Consider the following 18499-nt stretch of genomic DNA (forward strand, 5'->3'; position numbering starts at 1 on the left):
ATTTCTTAATCCGTGTTAACCAGTAAAAATCCGTTAAATCTGTGGCTAATTTTTCTTTTTGGTATTAATAACGGACATATATTTTTTAAACTATTTCCATCAATTCTATTATAAAAATAAGTGTTGCATTAGGCTGAATCATTGGCTGTGCACCAAATTCTCCGTACGCTAAATGATGCGGAATGTATAACTTCCAACGAGAACCAACGGGCATCATTTGTAATGCTTCTTGCCAACCTAATATAGTTTGTGCAACTTGCAAGTCAATAGATCCGCTATCTTTTGTAGAATCAAAAACATCTTTATTCAATAACGAGCCTTCGTAAATAACTTTCACGGCGTCATTAATGGTAGGAATTTCTCCATAACCAACTTCAAGAATTTCATATTGCAAACCACTTTCGAGTGAAATGATTCCTTCCTTTTTGGCGTTTTCCTCCAAGAATTTTTTACCAAATTCGGCGTTTTTATCTTTCAGATCTTCCTGAAGCAGTGCCACATAGTTTTGAAAAATATCAATTGCTCTTTTTTGCGTAATCTTAGGATAGGAATCATTAAAAACCGATTTCATTCCTTCGACGTAATCATCATATTTAATTTCATCAAACCCAATATCTTTAAGGCTTTGCGCCATAATTACTCCTGCAGAATAAGATATTTTATCAGATTCATCTGTTTTTCCTATGGTTCCTAATAGTTCGTTTATATTCATTTTTGGATGATAATTATGTTAGTCTTTTATATTTAGATAATAATTCAATTGTCCGAAAGAAATATTTTCGTCGTTTGGCGATAGATTTTCGTGAAGATGTACTTCAAAATCGTTTGATAATAATTCAATAATCAAATCGACAAGTAATGAATTCTGAAACACGCCTCCGCTGAATGCTAAAGTATGAATTTTATTGTTTACAGCAATCTTTTCGATGCATTTAATTAGTGTATAATGGAAATTCAGGGCAATTTCGCCCAGAGGAATTCCATTGGTTTTTGCTGAAATTATTTGGTCGAAAAGTAGTTTTGTTGGAATACAATTATTGATTAATTCTGTATTTTTCAGATAATCAATTCGTGCTTTTTTAGAAGTGGAATACTGTTTTTGCGCTATTTTTCCCAAATAAATGGCAGCTTCACCTTCAAAGGAAATAGGTTGGTGAAATCCCAGGACAAACCCAATTGCATCAAAAAATCTGCCCATTGAGGATGTTTTTATGCTTGGATTTTGAATGGCTTTACAATAAATATTCCACTCGTTATCATCAAAATAGTCTCTAAAATATGGATTGGAATCACTGATGGACAAAGCCGAAATCTTAGGGTTTTTAGACATTTTATCGCCAAGAACCCAAGGATAATAATCCAAATGACCAATTCTATTGATGGTTTTATTGTAATATTCGAAAAATTCTCCTCCCCAAATTTGCTCATCCTCTCCAAAACCTATTCCGTCCCAAATAATTCCAAGGATTTTATCTTCTGATTTCCAGAGATTTTTTTCGCCAAGAATTGCCGCAAAATGCGCTTTGTGGTGCTGAATTTTTTGATAATGAATATTATTTTCCTGATGAACGAAACTTTCCGCTAATCTTGAACTCACATATTTAGGATGTGCATCGAATAATACTATTTCTGGTTCAAAACTGAATATTCGGGTGTAGTTTTCGATTGTTTTTTCAAATCTTAAATAGGTGTCATAATTTGCCAGATCGCCAATGTATTCGCTGACATAGCAATTGCTGTTCGGTAAAATAGTGATTGTGTTTTTTAAATCGCTACCAAAACAGAGTATTTTTTCATTGCATTCTGGGGTTTTAAATTCCAATAAATTAGGAGCAAACCCGCGAGAACGTCTCAATATTATTTTTTTTGAATGTTTTTCAGTGAATTTCATTACGGAATCATCCTGAGGATGAAGGATATTCAAAGAATTGTGCAGAAAATAATCGGCGATTACTTTTAAAGTTTTTTTAGCTATTTTCTCGGAACGGCAGATTGGTGATCCATGAAAATTAGCACTTGTAGCGATAATTGGCTTATCGAAATTTTCCATTACCAATTTTAATGTTCCAGAGTTTGGAATCATCGCTCCGATAGTTTCAAGGTTAGGAGCAATTTGGTTTACGGCTAAATCCAATGCATTTTTTATTGGAATAATTACTATTGGAGCTTCCGTTGAATTTAATAAATTTTCCTCTAAATCATTTATATTTAAATAATTACTTATGCTTTTAGTGTCTTTAAACAAAACTGCAAAAGGTTTTGTTGGTCTTTTTTTTCTTAGTCTTAATTCTTTTATGGCTACTTCATTAGTAGCATCACAAATTAACATGTAACCTGCCGTATTTTTTAGTGCAATTATATTTCCTAACGCTAATTTTTTGCCAATAATCTTGAATATTTCTCTATTCGATTGGGATAAAATTGTTCCTAAATTGTCGGTGAATTTTAAAGTAATTCCACAATTTGGACACGAATTTGTTTGGGAGTGAAACCGAATGTTATCATTGTTCGTGTATTCCTTTGAACAATTACCGCACATAGTGAATTCATCAATGCTGTTATTTATTCTTTCGAAAGGAAATTTTTTGGTAATGGTATAACGTGGGCCACATTGTGTGCAAGTGGTGAAAGGATAATAATATCTTGGATTTTCTACATCCAGAATTTCAGTTGAACAGCTTTCGCAAATTGCAAAATCGGGAGTCAACGGAATATCAATGAGTAGGTTAGGAGTAGTGGGTCTTATAGAGAAATCATCAAATATTTCTGTTGAAGCAATACTGTTTTTTTGTGAGGATGTAATCTCAGCGCTTTGCGGTTTTTGAATGAATATCTGATTATAAAAAGCATCAAGAATGCTTTCCTCGGCCACTGCATTGATTAAAATACCTATTTCATTATTGGTTACAAACCCTTTAATATTGTATTTTTTAGCTAAATTGTATATAAACGGTCTGAATCCAACACCTTGAACCCTTCCAGAAATGGTTATTTCTAAAATCTTAGGATTCAATTAAAATATTATTTTTGGTTTTTAATTCTTCTATTAGACCTAGAATTTTGGCTTTTACGGCGGTTAATGATGCTTGTACTTTAGGTGATAAAACGGTAACCATCGGATCCATATTGTCAATGGAAACGGTGTAAAGGTATATGTCCGGCATTCTTTCAAACATAGTTAGAATTTCGACCATATCTTTTAATCCAAAGTTATGTCCGCTCAATGATAAAGGGAAATCATTTGAAAATTTTGGTTTCAAAAGTGACACAGTTCCGGCTTCTTTACCGTCCATTGTTGCATCGACAATTATAGCCACGCGATGGCTCTCCAAATAGGGAATAAGCAAGAATCCGCCTGTTCCACCATCCATAAAGGTGATGTTTTTTGGAAATTCAGATTCGTCAACATTGTTCACAAAATGGACACCAACACCTTCGTCTCCCATTAAGTAGTTTCCAATTCCCAATATTAAAATATCGTTTCCATTATTATGAAAACTGTCGGATACGTGTGGAAATATTTCTTCTTTCATAGTTGTATTTTTATCCCATTAGTGTTGTAAAAAAATTCCCTGATGGTCTCAGGGAATTTTTAAATTATCCTTCTTTTACTTTCACCGCTTCTTTCTTTTGTGTATTCTTAGCTCTTTCGGCTCTTACAAATTTATAGCCGCTAACCATTGCTGATGATTCGCCTCGACCTTCCAGCCAATCATGGAAAAATACGAGATAGACATGCACTAAAGAAAACAGTATGAATCCCCACATTGAAACGTGGTGAATTACTCTTGTATACATATCTCCACCAAGAAATTCAGGTACCCAGCCAAACATTTTTGGAAGAAACCAAGTTGCATTATCTGAATACAATCCAAATCCAGTAAATATCATAACCAATGCCAGAATAAACATAACAAGATACGAAACAGCTGCTATGTCATTGTGTCCAACGAAAATGCTTTTTTTATAGTCGTATTCTTTTTCGTTTTGAAGAAAAATGTCGTGTTTAAGGGTATGCCAAACACTTGCTAATCCTTCTTTATCAAAAGGAAAAAACACCTTCCAACTTGAATATTTATTACCCTTGAATGACCAATATACTCTCATAATTAAGATAGCTACCATCACATAAGCGCTCATAAAATGAATTTTACGAATGTATCCAAACCAAAACTGGGTAGAGGCCTCGCCTGAGGACATAATTCCTGGCGGATGCGATATCAAAAGTCCGGTAATAATTAAAGTTATTATTGCTAATGCATTGGCCCAATGAAATATCCTAACCGGCAATTGCCATATATAGGCTCTTCTATAATCTTGTGTTGCCATAAAAAATTTATTTAAGGGTTACATTATACATTGCAAACAGAGATGTCATTCACTTGGTTAATGATGTTGCCACTCTCATCATACAAATGCACTGCACAAGCAATACAAGGGTCGAATGAGTGAATTGTTCTAATGATTTCTAAAGGTAATTCGGAATCAGCCACAGGAGTGTTTAATAAAGCACTTTCATATGGCGATCTTTGACCTTTTGGATCTCTAGGAGAAGCATTCCATGTTGAAGGAACGACTTGTTGATAATTTTCGGTTTTACCATCTTTTATCACGATCCAATGGCTTAATGCACCACGAGGAGCTTCAACTAGTCCAACACCTTTAGCTTCTGAAGGCCAAGATGATGTTTCCCATTTGTCCATATTTGCCATTCTTGTATCCCCATTTTTGATATTATTAATAAGGGTATCAAAGAATTCCAAATTCCAACTGGCTACTAACTGAGTTTCCAATGCTCTTGCGGCAGTTCTTCCTAAAGTAGAGAAAAGTGCAGCTGCAGGAACTTGTAATTTAGAAAGGGTAGCATCAACAATTTCTTTGTATTCAGGTCTTCCCGAAGCATAACCAATTAATGTTCTTGCTAAAGGACCCACTTCCATTGCCTGACCTTTCCATCTTGGAGTTTTGATATAGCTGTATTTTTTATCCACATCCAGATGCGTATAAGGAGGTTTTGGCCCCGTATAATTAATATTAGTTTCTCCGCTCCAAGGATGTTTACCCGCGTTTCCGTCACCGGAATAATCATACCAGGAATTATTTACGTATTCTTCTACTGTTTTTAATTCTCTTAAATCCAGATTATGAACTTTAGATAAATCCTTGTTTAAAATTACTCCTGATGGGAATTTAAAAGTACTATTGTCTGTATTGTTATACCCTTGCATTGGGAAATCTCCAAAACTCATAAAATTATGGAAACCACCAATTGCTCCCCAATCTTTATAGAAGCCTGCAATTGCTAATACATCCGGAATATAAACTTGTTCTACAAATTGTTTTCCTTGGATCAACAGTTTTTGAACCAATGCTAATCTTTCTGCATTCAATCCGCTGGCGTCATCAAGATTGATGGAACAAGCCATTCCCCCAACTAAATAATTAGGGTGTGGATTTTTTCCACCAAAGATTGCATGAATTTTTACCACTTCTTTTTGCCATTCTAATGCTTCAAGATAATGTGCAGTTGCCATTAAATTGGCTTCAGGTGGCAATTTCATTGCCGGGTGACCCCAATAGCCATTGGCGAAAATTCCCAACTGACCACTTTCCACAAATTTTTTCAGTCTTTTTTGCAAATCTGAAAAATAGCCTGGAGAACTTTTTGGCCAATTTGAAATACTTTGGGCTAATTGTGAAGTTTTCACAGGGTCAGCACTCAATCCACTTACAACATCGACCCAATCAAATGCGTGAAGATGATAAAAGTGAATCACATGGTCATGAATATATAATGCCCCTGTCATAATGTTTCTAACCATTTCAGCATTAGGCGGAACTTTGATTCCTAATGCATCTTCAACAGTTCTAACTGATGCTGTGGCGTGTACTGTGGTGCAAACACCACAAGTTCTTTGAACAAAAGCCCAAACATCCTTAGGATTTCTTCCTTTAACGATATTTTCTAGACCTCTTACCATTGTTGAGGACAAAAAAGCTTCTTTAATAGTTCCATCCGAAATTTCTACTTCTGCTCTTAAATGCCCTTCAATTCTTGTAATTGGGTCAACTACGATTCTTTCTGCCATTTTGATTTATTTTTTGGTTTATTAATCTTTAATTTTTGCTTCCACTTTTTCTCCTTCTGCAATTCTTCTGTCTAATTCTTTTCTTTTGGAAACATTAGAGAGAGCAGCATGAGCAACAACTCCAACACCTACAGCTCCAAGAGCTACTTTTCCTAAAGTATCGGCATCACTTTCTATTCCTGCGCCTATTGCTAAGTCTCTAGAATAGAAACTACCAGCATCCCAGAACCCTTTTGCGGCGCAGCCTAAGCAGCCGTGTCCTGATTGAATTGGGTAACTAACGCCTCCGTTCCATTTAATATTTCCACAAGCATTGTAAGTAGTAGGTCCTTTACATCCTACTTTATAAAGACAATATCCTTTTTTAGCGTTTTCATCATCGAAGTTTTCGACAAATAATCCTGCATCAAAATAAGGTCTTCTGTAACAGCTGTCATGTACTCGTTTTGAATAGAATGCTTTAGGTCTTCCTGCATCATCCAATTCGGGAAGTCTTTCGAAAGCGACAACGTGAACAATTATTCCAGCCATAACTTCACCAATAGGAGGACAGCCAGGAACATTTATTATAGGTTTATCTTTTATTATATCCTGAATTGGAACGGCTCCAGTTGGATTTGGTTTTGCAGCCTGAACACAACCTGTAGTTGCGCAACTTCCCCAAGCAATTATGGCTTTAGCACCAGCAGCAGATTCCTTTAATATATCGATTGCGCTTCTACCTGCAATACAGCAATAATTTCCATCATCTCCCATTGGAACAGAACCTTCCACACAAAGGATGTATTCTCCTTTATATTTCTCCATTGTGGCTTTCTTAGCCGCTTCGGCCTGATGTCCGGAAGCTGCCATTAAAGTTAAGGTGTAATCAAGAGAAATTTTATCTAAAATAATATCTGCAACAATAGGGTGATCAGAACGAATAAAAGATTCGCTACAACAGGTACATTCCTGAAAGTGTTCCCAAATAACCGGCAATCGCGGTTTTGTTGACAATGACTTTGCGATTTGCCCTAATGTAGAGGATTCTACACCCATATAGGCTCCAATAAACGCAACAAATTTTAGAAAATCTCTTCGATTGTATCCTTGTCTAACGATACTTTCGTAATAAGTTTCATTTGTTTTGACCTTTTGTTCCATAATGTGTTGTTTGAAAAGATTAAAAATTCTTAAAAATTATAATAAGTATCAAAAATATTAGATATATCATAATTAAAAAATGATATTTATCATATTTTATTACAATTTTTAATAGTCTATTTGTGAATTACACAATAATTACTAATTAATTGAATTTGATTATGCATGAACTCTCCATCGCCACTTCAATTATTAAAACCACTGAAAATGAGGTAGATATTTCTATAGGTGAAAAAGTGACAGAAATTATTTTAGAAATAGGAAAACTTTCTGGTGTAGAAATTCAATCTTTACATTTTGTTTGGGAATTAGCAGCAAAAAACACCGTTTTAGAAGATTCAAAAATCACTATATTTGAACCTGAGGGTATTGCTATTTGTGCAGAATGTGACACAGAATATAAATTAGAAAAAATTTATGATCCTTGTACAAAATGTAATAGCCCGTTTAAAAAAATTATTTCGGGTAAAGAGTTAAAAATAAAGAAATTAATAATAAACTAATCCTACTATATTATGTGTGTAACTTGCGGATGCAGTTCCGATGATAACGAAGTTCGGATCACAAAAGTGGATGGTACTACTGTTCAACATTCTCATGTGCATAGTCACGGGCACGAACAGCATGAACATTCCCATAGTCATGATCACGGTCATGAACACCACCATCACGATGACGATCATGAGCATAGTCCCCACCAATTCAGAGAAATTGATTTGGAAAGAGAAATTTTGCATAAAAACGATTTATTGGCTGAGAGAAATAAAGGCTATTTTGAAGCCAAGAATATCTTTGCCATCAATTTAGTGAGTTCTCCGGGTTCCGGAAAAACATCATTACTGGAACGTACCATTGCTGATTTGAAAAGCAAAATTTCATTTAACGTAATCGAAGGTGATCAGCAAACCACCAATGATGCTGACAGGATTGCGGCGCTCCATGTTCCCGTCATTCAAATCAATACCGGTAAAGGATGTCATCTTGATAGTGAAATGATTGCAAAAGCAGTTAAAGAACTTTCGCCAAAAGACGGTTCATTAATGATGATAGAAAATGTGGGGAATTTAGTTTGCCCATCGATGTTTGATTTGGGTGAAAATAGTAGAGTTGTCATAATTTCTATCACTGAAGGCGAAGATAAACCCATAAAATATCCCGATATGTTTTACGGTTCGCAAGTTTGTATCATTAATAAAATTGACTTGTTGCCTTACCTTAAATTCGATATCGAGAAGCTGAAGGATTATGCCAAAAAGGTGAATCCCAATCTTGAGTTTTTTGAAGTTTCCGCTTATACTGGCCAAGGAATGGAAGCTTGGTATACTTTTTTAAAAAAATCATTAAAATCATAAGCTATGTGTTTAGCCATACCTGGAAAATTAGAAAAAATAGTAACCGAATTGGATGAAACTTTCAGAATTGGAAGTGTATCGTTTGAAGGAGTCATTAAAGAAGTTAATTTAGCATTAGTTCCGGAAGCCAAAATCGGTGATTATTTATTGGTCCACGTTGGAGCCGCCATTGGAATAATAAATGAAGAAGAGGCTAAAGCAACGATGACCGTATTGAAACAAATGGGAGAAGGAATATAGCAGGTTTCAGATTGCAGATTGCAGGTTGCAGACTGCAGCTATTTTTGAAAGTACTATTCGAAAAATTGATAAGACCCTAATTCATTCTAAAATATAATTAATGCCAAATAAAAGCGATAATAAAGAGAAAATAAACCTGCATCACGGAAGCGGAGGGGAGCATACCACAAAGCTTTTGAATGAAGTTATATTTAAGCACTTAAACAACCCCATTCTCAATGTGAGACACGATGGTGCTTTTCTTGATATTCAAGGAAAATTAGCCTTTTCTACCGATAGTTATGTCATTCATCCCATTTTCTTTAAAGGAGGAAACATTGGTGAATTAGCTGTAAACGGAACCGTAAATGATTTGTCAATGTGTGGCGCCATACCCAAATATCTTTCTTTGGCATTTATTATTGAAGAAGGATTTGGAATCGAAGAATTTACTGAAATCATCAAATCTATTCGAGCAACTGCAGATAAAGCGGGTGTTTTTATCGTTACCGGTGATACCAAAGTAGTTGAAAAAGGAAAAGGCGACAAGATCTATATCAATACATCCGGTGTTGGAGTTTTACACGAAAAAGCTAACATCAAAATAAGCCGAATTCTAACGGGAGATTCCATAATTGTCAATATGCCTATCGCTTCTCACGGAATGGCCATTATGTCAGAAAGAGAAGGTTTACAATTTGAAAGCGAAATCCTCAGCGATACCAACAACCTTAATTTTATAGTAGAAAAATTAATGGATACTTGTGGCGACGATATTCATTTCCTGAGAGATGCCACACGTGGTGGATTGGCTTCAGTTTTGCACGAAATCACGACTGAAAGTAATCTTGGAATACTTCTGGAAGACGAAAAAATTCTTGTGGATACTCAGGTTAAAAGCGCTTGTGAAATTCTTGGTTTAGATCCTTTATACGTTGCTAATGAAGGTGTTTTTGCCTGTATCGTTTCCAAATCAGTGGAGAATGAGATTATGGAAATTTTAAAATCCTTAGGTCAAAATCCTTCCATCATTGGCAAAATCACAGATGATCCGAAAGCGAAAATCATTCTGGAAAGTGCTTTTGGCGGAAAAAGAGTTGTAAGTCCGTTGATTGGTGAACAATTGCCTAGAATTTGTTAAACGATTACATATTTAAAAAGTTACTAGTTTTATAAATAAAAGATGAGATTGTTTTAAACACAATTTCATCTTTTTTATATCACCTAATTCTAAATCCAATAAAAAAATATAACAATTAAAGGCTAAACTGTTATTTTTTTATACTTTTGAACCACATTAAAAAAGCTACTTCAATGAATTTCGACAGAAAAAATCTTACCAACGATCAACTATTAGATTTATACAAGAGATTGGTAAAACCACGATTAATCGAAGAAAAAATGTTGATTCTTATCCGACAAGGAAAAGTATCTAAATGGTTTTCCGGAATTGGTCAGGAAGCCATTTCTGTAGGAGTTACAGCAGTTTTGGATAATGATGAATATATTTTACCAATGCATCGAAACTTGGGTGTTTTCACAGGAAGAGATATTCCTTTGTATCGATTATTCTCGCAATGGCAAGGCAAAGCCAATGGGTTTACCAAAGGACGTGACCGCAGTTTTCATTTTGGAACACAGCAATACAAAATTATTGGGATGATTTCGCATTTGGGTCCGCAATTGGGTATTGCCGACGGAATTGCATTAGCCAACAAACTGCAGCATAACGGAAAAATAACTGCCGTTTTCACTGGTGAAGGTGCTACAAGCGAAGGTGATTTTCACGAAGCCTTGAATATTGCCGCCGTATGGGAATTGCCCGTGATGTTCATCATCGAAAACAATGGTTATGGACTTTCGACACCAACAGACGAACAATTCCGTTGCGAGAATTTAGCCGATAAAGGCATTGGTTACGGAATGGAAAGCCATATTATTGACGGAAATAACATTCTGGATGTCTATAACAAATTATCAGAATTGAAAGCCTCAATGAAGGTAAATCCCCGTCCTGTTCTATTGGAATTCAAAACCTTCAGAATGCGTGGGCACGAAGAGGCGAGTGGTACCAAATATGTTCCTTCAGCGTTAATGGATACTTGGGCCATTAAAGATCCGGTGGAGAATTACAGAAAATTTTTATCGGAAAAGGGAATTCTTTCAGAAGACTTTGATACCGCTTTACGCCGCGAAATCAAGGCGGATATTGACGAAAGCTTGGCTCTTGCCAATGCCGAACCCGAGATTGAAGCCACTTACAATGAAGAATTAAATGATGTTTACAAAACACATCAATATCAAGAAGTTAAACCTTCTGATGAAATAAAAAATATTCGTTTTATAGATGCGATTTCCAGCAGTTTAAGACAATCGATGGAGCGTTATGATAACTTGGTTATAATGGGTCAGGATATTGCCGAATATGGTGGTGCTTTCAAAATAACGGATGGATTTGTGACACAATTTGGTAAAGAACGCGTTCGCAACACGCCAATCTGTGAAAGTGCCGTTGTTTCGGCAGGAATGGGATTGTCCATCAACGGATATAAAGCGATTGTCGAAATGCAGTTTGCTGATTTCGTTTCGACTGGTTTTAACCCAATAGTCAATTTATTGGCAAAAACGCATTACCGTTGGCAGGAAAAAGCCGATGTTGTAGTCCGGATGCCTTGCGGTGGTGGCTCACAAGCGGGACCTTTTCATTCGCAGACCAACGAAGCTTGGTTTACCAAAACTCCAGGGCTAAAAGTTGTTTATCCCGCATTTCCTTATGATGCCAAAGGATTGTTGAATGAATCCATCAACGACCCCAATCCGGTTTTGTTTTTTGAGCACAAACAATTGTATCGCAGCGTTTACCAAGATGTACCCACCGATTATTACACGATTCCCTTAGGAAAAGCAACTTTATTGAAAGAGGGAAATCAGGTAACTATTATCGCTTTTGGTGCTGCAGTGCATTGGGCATTAGAAACTTTGGCTAAAAACCCTGAAATATCTGCAGATTTATTGGATTTAAGAACCTTGCAACCTTTGGATACTGAAGCTATTTATGCTTCTGTTAAGAAAACAGGTAAAGCGATTATTTATCAGGAAGATTCTTTATTTGGTGGTATTGCCAGCGATATTTCGGCTTTGCTAATGGAAAATTGCTTTAAATACTTAGATGCACCAGTGAAGCGTGCTGCCAGCTTAGACAGTCCTATTCCGTTTACCAAAGCTTTGGAAGATCAGTATTTGCCGAAAGGAAGGTTTGAAAAAGAATTGCTGGAGTTATTGAATTATTAGAATTACTACCTTAAATTATATATTATAAAGGAGCTATAGCGATTGTTATGGCTTTTTTTATGCACACCCTTAGAGAATCAGTTGGAAACCGGAAGAACAATTTCGAGTTTGAGAGGTAAAAGAAATAAAAAATTTAAAAAATTAAAACAGGTTTCATAACAGCTAAAGAGTTAATTATGAAACCTGTTTTTTGGAGTGCTATTTGATAATCCATTAATTAGTTGAACTCTATCACAAAAATTTTTTTGGCTACTCTTACCTTTTTCATAGGAGCAATCCAGTCTCTCTGTGGGTCGGAGACACCTACATAAACCAAGGAAACACTTTTCAGTCCGTATTTTTTCAGTTCCAAAACATCATCCACTACTTTTTTGTCGAAGCCTTCTACAGGACAAGTATCTACTTTTAGCTCTGCTGCCTGTGCCATTGCAAGTCCTAAAGCAATATAGGTCTGTCTTGCTGTGTGTGCAAAGTTAGTTTCGGCAGGCTCGGGAAGGTAAATGGATTTTAACTTATCGGTATAGCTTTCGAATCTTCCTCTTGGTAATCCTCTTTCGTCAGAGGTAAAATCATAAACAGAATCAATTCTTTCGGCAGTATATCTGTTCCAAGCAGCGAATATGATAACATGAGAACACTCTCGCATACAATCCGGATTTAATGCTCCGGCAGCTAATTTGTCTTTGATTTCCTGATTTTTGACCACAATTACTTTAAAAGGTTGTAAGCCCGATGAAGTAGGAGCCAACCTTGTGGCTTCAATGATTTTATCGATGTTTTCCTGACTTACTTTTTTGGTCGGATCAAATGCTTTGACCGCGTGTCTCCAGTTTAAATCTTTAATTAATGACATATTATTTTATTTTTTAATTATTTGAAACAGTTAATTTACTTCGATGTTTTCTCTTGTGGTTCTTGGATAAGAACAAATCTGAAGTATTTTTCTATGAATGTAATGTTTGTAATTTTTTTAATGGTCTAATAACTATACAAAAGTACACCCTTTTAAACTTTAAGGTGCCGATAAAATAAACTATTACTCGACTTCGCATCTCTTTTAGAATAAAGTTTTTTTGACTTATTTTTTTTAGCTATTATTTGTTGGCTTAGAATAAGACTCTAAAGAATTTATGGGAGCGATGAAAAACTTGTATAAGGTATTTATAAAAGTGAAGGAAGATCTTCAGAAAATCCAATTATTAATTATGGTACGGGTGGAATGCTTCACGAAAAAAAATATGCTGACGACCTCTTGGAATGTACTAAAATAAACTTTTACTTTGCCTGGAGAATTTTTTAACTAACATAGTTTTTACGAAGTGCACCAAAAACATTCAACACAACTTTTTTAAATTAATTATGGCAATAAATCTAACGGTAATCATAAAAAGTAAATCGGAAAATATAGAGAAATTGAAATCTCTTTTACTGGATATAGTTCAAAATTCCAAAAAAGAAGCAGCTTGCATCCAATATGATTTGCATCAGAGCAAAGAAGAACCCAATACCTTTATTTTTCATGAGATTTGGAAAAATCAAAACGGATTGGATAATCATAATCAGCAGTCTTACATTCAGTCTTTTTTTGAAATTTCGAAACCACTTTTACTACAAACACCAATTCTTTATAAGACGGAGAAATTAGGGTAATAAATGGTTTTCAGAAATGATAGATTATTCTTTTTTATGTCCTATATTTGATGAAGAACAAAGAATTGTATGCGGAATTTAAGAACAAAAAATTTTAAACTTCATTTTATTTATCAATCTTACCTATTATTCAACTTAGCTTTCTCCTTAATAATATCACTAATTTTTCGGTTTTCGATTTTACTTTCGAGCCAGGAAATGATATCGAGATAGAGGAAAGCTCTTTTTTCGTAAGTGTTTTTTTCCAGTTCGACAAATCGTTCTTTTACTTTGATGAACTCTTTTTTGATGTCGCTTGGATAAATGGTGCTTAATTTTTTCAAAAAGCGAATTATTTCCTTTTGCACTTCGTGTAAATCGTTCATTTTTATTAGAAATTTATAGGTGCTAACCAACTGATTTTCTAAGTTGAAATCCTTGCCTGATTCGTAATGTGCAATCAAGCACAACAATCGGGCGAAACAGGCCAAATCTTCCCGAACGTAAAGGTTTTTGTTATTGATAATTTTTTCGAGGTAAAACACACATTCGTTGTATTTTTCGTTGCCAAAATATATACAGGCAATTTTATAGTAAAACAACATTTCGTGGTGTTCGTCCAGATGCTCAGAGTGAATTTTTATTTTGTCTAAAACTTCAGGAATCAGGTATTCACTTTCCTCGAAAGAGCCTTCGAGAATGTGATAATTGAGTTTGTTGTTGTATAAATAAAGGAACGATAAAGAAGCAATATTATCATTCACCGGAAAGCGCGGATCGCTGATGGTTTCTTCCAGCAGCTCTAAATATCTTTTGAAATTGGACTTGTATTTTAGCATAAATAATGACTCCAAAAGATAGTGATTTCCTTTGAGGAAAAACACGGGATTCAGGAAAATCATATTTTCGTTATCATAGAAAAGTGTGACCCATTTGTGCGAATATTTATAGCAAGACAAAAAGTCCTGAACTAAGAAACTGCGCCACAGATAGGCATTATAATACCAATATTTCTCCCGAAAGCCAAACTTTTTCTCGTCGAATTTGGAGATGTGTTTTTTGAAATAATCGTCAATGTATTTGTATTCTTCATCGCCTTTTACATAGCCTGTTTTCAGCATAATACCATACAATTGCAAGGATAAATTTGACAATTTGCTTGAAATGGTATTTTTATAATTGAGTTCTTTGGCTTGAATGACCAGTTCGTCGGCGCGACCTTGCATACTGCGAGTAATATATTGCGATTCGATTAGTTTTTCGAATTCCACAATTTCATACGCCATATATTTCTCGTCATTTTCTAAAGCGATTTGCTTGGTTTTATCTAAGATTTTCAAACTTTGCTTGTATAAACCTTTGTTGTATAATATAGCTGCAAAATCGATTTGTTCCCGTAATTGATAGCGAATGTTTTGGCTGGGAATATTCAGCCTAATACTTACTAAAATTTGTTTGTATAAATAGGATTTAAGATTGGATAATTGCACTTTCTTGATGATGCCACTTTTCAGGATAATTTTCTCGTCGTAGGCTTCCGATTTGTCTAAAATATTGAACAATTCGATAAACTTTGTATTGGAACTTGTTTCAAGCCGACTGGCAAAAATCTTAAATTGTCTTTTTTCAGACTTAGAAAGTGATTTTATCAATACAAATAAAGAATCTTTTTGATGGTTAGCCATTGTAAAATATAGTAATGTAACTTGTTGTTTATTAGTTGTTTATATAGTTATTACTTGCCTTATAAACAGTATAATTCCTAAAAATGAATTTTATATTAATGTAATGAAATCTATTTTTGTTCAAAGATGTGAAATTACATTAAATATTTTAAAATGAATAGAGAGAAAGTCCAAATTTTTGATACCACTTTAAGAGACGGAGAACAGGTCCCAGGATGTAAATTAGATACCAAGCAAAAACTAGTAATTGCAGCCCGTCTTGACGAAATGGGAGTTGATATTATCGAAGCCGGTTTTCCTGTTTCAAGTCCCGGAGATTTTTTATCTGTTTCAGAAATAAGCAAGATTATAAAAAATGCTACTGTTTGTGGACTTACAAGAGCTATAAAAAATGATATTGATGTTGCTGCTGCTGCATTAAAATATGCAAAAAAGCCTCGTATTCATACTGGAATTGGAACTTCAGAATCACATATAATTCACAAACTTAATACCACCAGAGAAGATATTATTGCCAGAGCAAAATACGCTGTTTCTTATGCAAAATCATATGTTGAAGATGTAGAATTTTATGCTGAAGATGCTGGAAGAACTGATAATGATTTCTTGGCACGAGTCTGTGAAGAAGTAATAAAATCAGGTGCTACGGTACTTAATATTCCAGATACAACTGGTTATTGTTTGCCTCACGAATATGGTGAAAAAATTAAATACCTAAAAGAAAACGTAAAAGGGATTGAAAACGTAATCCTCTCATGTCATTGCCATAATGATTTAGGAATGGCTACTGCCAATTCAATTTCCGGAGTTATAAATGGAGCAAGACAAATAGAATGTACCATAAACGGAATTGGTGAAAGAGCAGGAAACACGGCACTTGAAGAAGTGGTAATGGTCTTAAAGCAACATCCTTATTTGAATTTAGATACCAATATCAATTCACGTCAATTGAATGAAATGAGCCGATTGGTTTCTGAAAGTATGGGAATGATAGTGCAACCCAATAAAGCTATTGTTGGTGCCAATGCCTTCTCACACAGTTCAGGTATTCATCAGGATGGTATTATAAAAAATAGAGAAACATACGAAATTATGGATCCTTTGGAAGTTGGTGTCACTGAATCTTCCATTATTCTTACTGCCAGAAGCGGAAGAGCAGCATTGGCTTACAGAGCTAAAAAAGTAGGTTACGAATTGACAAAAATACAATTAGACATTGTATATGTAGAGTTCTTAAAATTTGCAGATATTAAAAAAGAAGTATTGGATGATGATATTCATCAAATTATTGAAGCTTGTAAAATCGAAGGTGATTTAATTAGAAGCTGATATTAAAAAATTAAATAAAATTAGAAAAAACATATAATGGAATTAAATAAATACAGTAAAACCATAACACAAGATGTAACACAACCTGCTGCGCAAGCAATGTTGTATGGCATTGGTTTGACTGAAGAAGATTTGAACAAAGCACAAGTTGGAATTGTAAGTATGGGTTATGAAGGCAATACTTGTAATATGCATTTGAATGATTTGGCAAAAGATGTTAAAAAAGGAGTTTGGAATGCCGATTTAGTGGGATTGATTTTCAATACAATTGGCGTAAGCGACGGAATTTCAAACGGAACCGAAGGAATGCGTTTTTCATTAGTTTCCCGTGATGTAATTGCTGATTCTATCGAAACCGTTATGGGAGCACAATGGTATGACGGTTTGATCGCCATTCCGGGTTGTGATAAAAATATGCCGGGAGCTTTAATCGCAATGGGAAGAGTTAATCGCCCATCGATTATGGTTTATGGTGGAACAATAAACTCAGGAAGATGGAAAGGAGAACATCTTAATATAGTATCTGCTTTTGAAGCCTTGGGAAAAAAATTCAACAAAACTATTTCTGACGAAGATTTTAAAGGAGTTATCAAAAATTCTTGCCCAGGGCCAGGTGCTTGCGGCGGAATGTACACTGCTAATACAATGGCTTCTGCAATTGAAGCATTAGGAATGAGTTTACCATATAGCTCATCAAATCCTGCAGTAAGTCAAGATAAACTTCAAGAATGTGAAGATGCCGGAAAAGCCATTAGAATATTATTGGAAAAAGATATTAAGCCAACTGATATCATGACTCGTAAGGCTTTTGAAAACGCTATTACAATTGTAGCCGTTTTAGCAGGTTCAACCAATGCTGTTATGCACTTAATTGCGATGGCACATTCAGTTGACATTGAAATTACATTGGATGATTTTCAAGCTATTAGTGATAAAACTCCAGTTTTGGCCGATTTAAAACCTAGTGGAAAATTCATGATGGAAGATTTGCATGCAGTTGGTGGAATTCCTGCATTAATGAAATATTTATTAAAAGAAGGCTACATCTACGGAGATTGTTTGACTGTAACAGGGAAAACGATTGCCGAAAATTTAGAATCGGTGCCAGATTTATATGAAGGTCAAGAGATTGTTCATGATATTAAAAATGCATTAAAATCTTCTGGAAATATTCAAGTTCTATACGGAAATTTAGCATCAGAAGGTTGTGTTGCCAAAATAAGCGGAAAAGAAGGTGAATATTTTGAAGGAACTGCAGTCGTTTTTGAAAGTGAATTTACTGTAATACCGGGATTAGAAAAAGGTTTAATAAAACTAGGTGATGTAGTCGTCATTAGGTATTGTGGTCCAAAAGGCGGGCCTGGAATGCCAGAAATGCTAAAACCTACATCAGCCATTATGGGAGCTGGATTAGGTGATAAAGTAGCATTAATAACAGATGGCCGTTTTTCAGGTGGATCACATGGTTTTGTGGTAGGTCACATTACACCGGAAGCCTATGATGGTGGTGGAATTGCTCTCGTCGAAAACGGAGATTTGATTACAATTGATGCAGTTAAAAACACCATCAATCTAAAAATTTCTGATGAAGAATTTGCCAAAAGAAAAGCAGCTTGGGTTCAACCCCCATTAAAAGCAACAAAAGGAGTTTTGCTAAAATATGCAAGATCCGTTTCAAGCGCATCAACAGGATGTGTAACCGATAAATAAGTTTCATAAATCAATTATAAAAGCAAAATTGACATTAGCTTAAAAAACAAAA

The 18499-nt window shown here is 34.9% G+C and carries 16 protein-coding genes and 1 pseudogene; 9 read left to right on the top strand and 8 right to left on the bottom strand.

Features of this window, described 5'->3' with window-relative positions:
* Positions 1-85 precede the first annotated feature (85 nt).
* The 6 genes from ACH2BV_RS00720 to ACH2BV_RS00745 form a co-directional block, all read right to left on the bottom strand.
* The gene (locus ACH2BV_RS00720; protein WP_395048540.1) at positions 86-712 is read right to left on the bottom strand and encodes an FKBP-type peptidyl-prolyl cis-trans isomerase; all 627 of its coding nucleotides are present in this window, start codon (positions 710-712) and stop codon (positions 86-88) included.
* Positions 713-730: 18 nt separating this feature from the next.
* Positions 731-3013, bottom strand: a complete 2283-nt coding sequence (gene hypF, locus ACH2BV_RS00725) for a carbamoyltransferase HypF (protein ID WP_395048542.1) — start codon at positions 3011-3013, stop codon at positions 731-733.
* Positions 3003-3533, bottom strand: coding sequence for a hydrogenase maturation protease (locus ACH2BV_RS00730; RefSeq protein WP_395048544.1), 531 nt, complete (start codon positions 3531-3533; stop codon positions 3003-3005). Before ACH2BV_RS00730 ends, hypF begins: the two co-directional genes overlap by 11 nt.
* Before the next feature lie 64 nt (positions 3534-3597).
* On the bottom strand, positions 3598-4329 hold the full coding sequence (gene cybH, locus ACH2BV_RS00735) for a Ni/Fe-hydrogenase, b-type cytochrome subunit (protein WP_395048545.1): 732 nt from the start codon (positions 4327-4329) through the stop codon (positions 3598-3600).
* 23 nt (positions 4330-4352) lie between these two features.
* A complete protein-coding gene (locus ACH2BV_RS00740; RefSeq protein ID WP_395048547.1) occupies positions 4353-6089 on the bottom strand; it encodes a nickel-dependent hydrogenase large subunit in 1737 nt (578 codons plus the stop codon).
* A 21-nt stretch (positions 6090-6110) separates the two neighbouring features.
* The gene (locus tag ACH2BV_RS00745) at positions 6111-7232 is read right to left on the bottom strand and encodes a hydrogenase small subunit (RefSeq protein WP_395048549.1); all 1122 of its coding nucleotides are present in this window, start codon (positions 7230-7232) and stop codon (positions 6111-6113) included.
* A 149-nt stretch (positions 7233-7381) separates the two neighbouring features.
* On the opposite strand from ACH2BV_RS00745, the gene ACH2BV_RS00750 reads away from it, so the two are divergent.
* The 5 genes from ACH2BV_RS00750 to ACH2BV_RS00770 all read left to right on the top strand — a co-directional run bounded on the left by ACH2BV_RS00750 (position 7382) and on the right by ACH2BV_RS00770 (position 12094).
* Positions 7382-7735 (top strand): hydrogenase maturation nickel metallochaperone HypA, encoded by a 354-nt coding sequence (locus ACH2BV_RS00750; protein WP_395048550.1) that lies wholly within the window; start codon positions 7382-7384, stop codon positions 7733-7735.
* A gap of 12 nt (positions 7736-7747) precedes the next feature.
* Positions 7748-8584: a hydrogenase nickel incorporation protein HypB gene (gene hypB / locus ACH2BV_RS00755; protein WP_395048551.1), complete on the top strand. Its 837-nt coding sequence runs from the start codon at positions 7748-7750 to the stop codon at positions 8582-8584.
* Positions 8585-8587: 3 nt separating this feature from the next.
* The gene (locus tag ACH2BV_RS00760; RefSeq protein ID WP_395048553.1) at positions 8588-8824 is read left to right on the top strand and encodes a HypC/HybG/HupF family hydrogenase formation chaperone; all 237 of its coding nucleotides are present in this window, start codon (positions 8588-8590) and stop codon (positions 8822-8824) included.
* A gap of 100 nt (positions 8825-8924) precedes the next feature.
* Positions 8925-9944 carry a hydrogenase expression/formation protein HypE gene (gene hypE, locus ACH2BV_RS00765; protein WP_395048555.1) on the top strand — a complete coding sequence of 340 codons (1020 nt, stop codon included), beginning with the start codon at positions 8925-8927 and terminating at the stop codon, positions 9942-9944.
* Positions 9945-10117: 173 nt separating this feature from the next.
* A complete protein-coding gene (locus ACH2BV_RS00770) occupies positions 10118-12094 on the top strand; it encodes a thiamine pyrophosphate-dependent enzyme (RefSeq protein WP_395048556.1) in 1977 nt (658 codons plus the stop codon).
* Positions 12095-12311: 217 nt separating this feature from the next.
* Here the strand turns inward: ACH2BV_RS00770 and ACH2BV_RS00775 are convergent, their stop codons facing one another.
* Positions 12312-12947: a nitroreductase family protein gene (locus tag ACH2BV_RS00775; RefSeq protein ID WP_395048557.1), complete on the bottom strand. Its 636-nt coding sequence runs from the start codon at positions 12945-12947 to the stop codon at positions 12312-12314.
* A 303-nt stretch (positions 12948-13250) separates the two neighbouring features.
* Here ACH2BV_RS00775 and ACH2BV_RS00780 point away from each other — a divergent pair.
* Both ACH2BV_RS00780 and ACH2BV_RS00785 read left to right on the top strand, forming a co-directional pair.
* Positions 13251-13362 (top strand): annotated as a pseudogene (locus ACH2BV_RS00780) (NADPH quinone reductase MdaB); the annotation flags it as partial.
* Between the two features lie 91 nt (positions 13363-13453).
* On the top strand, positions 13454-13744 hold the full coding sequence (locus ACH2BV_RS00785) for a putative quinol monooxygenase (RefSeq protein WP_395048558.1): 291 nt from the start codon (positions 13454-13456) through the stop codon (positions 13742-13744).
* Between the two features lie 119 nt (positions 13745-13863).
* Here the strand turns inward: ACH2BV_RS00785 and ACH2BV_RS00790 are convergent, their stop codons facing one another.
* Entirely contained in the window at positions 13864-15408 is a 1545-nt protein-coding gene (locus ACH2BV_RS00790; protein ID WP_395048559.1) for a hypothetical protein, read from the bottom strand.
* Between the two features lie 153 nt (positions 15409-15561).
* On the opposite strand from ACH2BV_RS00790, the gene ACH2BV_RS00795 reads away from it, so the two are divergent.
* Together ACH2BV_RS00795 and ilvD are read left to right on the top strand one after the other, a co-directional pair.
* Positions 15562-16737, top strand: a complete 1176-nt coding sequence (locus ACH2BV_RS00795; RefSeq protein ID WP_395048561.1) for a 2-isopropylmalate synthase — start codon at positions 15562-15564, stop codon at positions 16735-16737.
* A 36-nt stretch (positions 16738-16773) separates the two neighbouring features.
* A complete protein-coding gene (gene ilvD, locus ACH2BV_RS00800; RefSeq protein ID WP_395048562.1) occupies positions 16774-18447 on the top strand; it encodes a dihydroxy-acid dehydratase in 1674 nt (557 codons plus the stop codon).
* Positions 18448-18499 lie beyond the last annotated feature (52 nt).

This window comes from Flavobacterium sp. (assembly GCF_043780635.1).
Lineage (GTDB): Bacteria > Bacteroidota > Bacteroidia > Flavobacteriales > Flavobacteriaceae > Flavobacterium.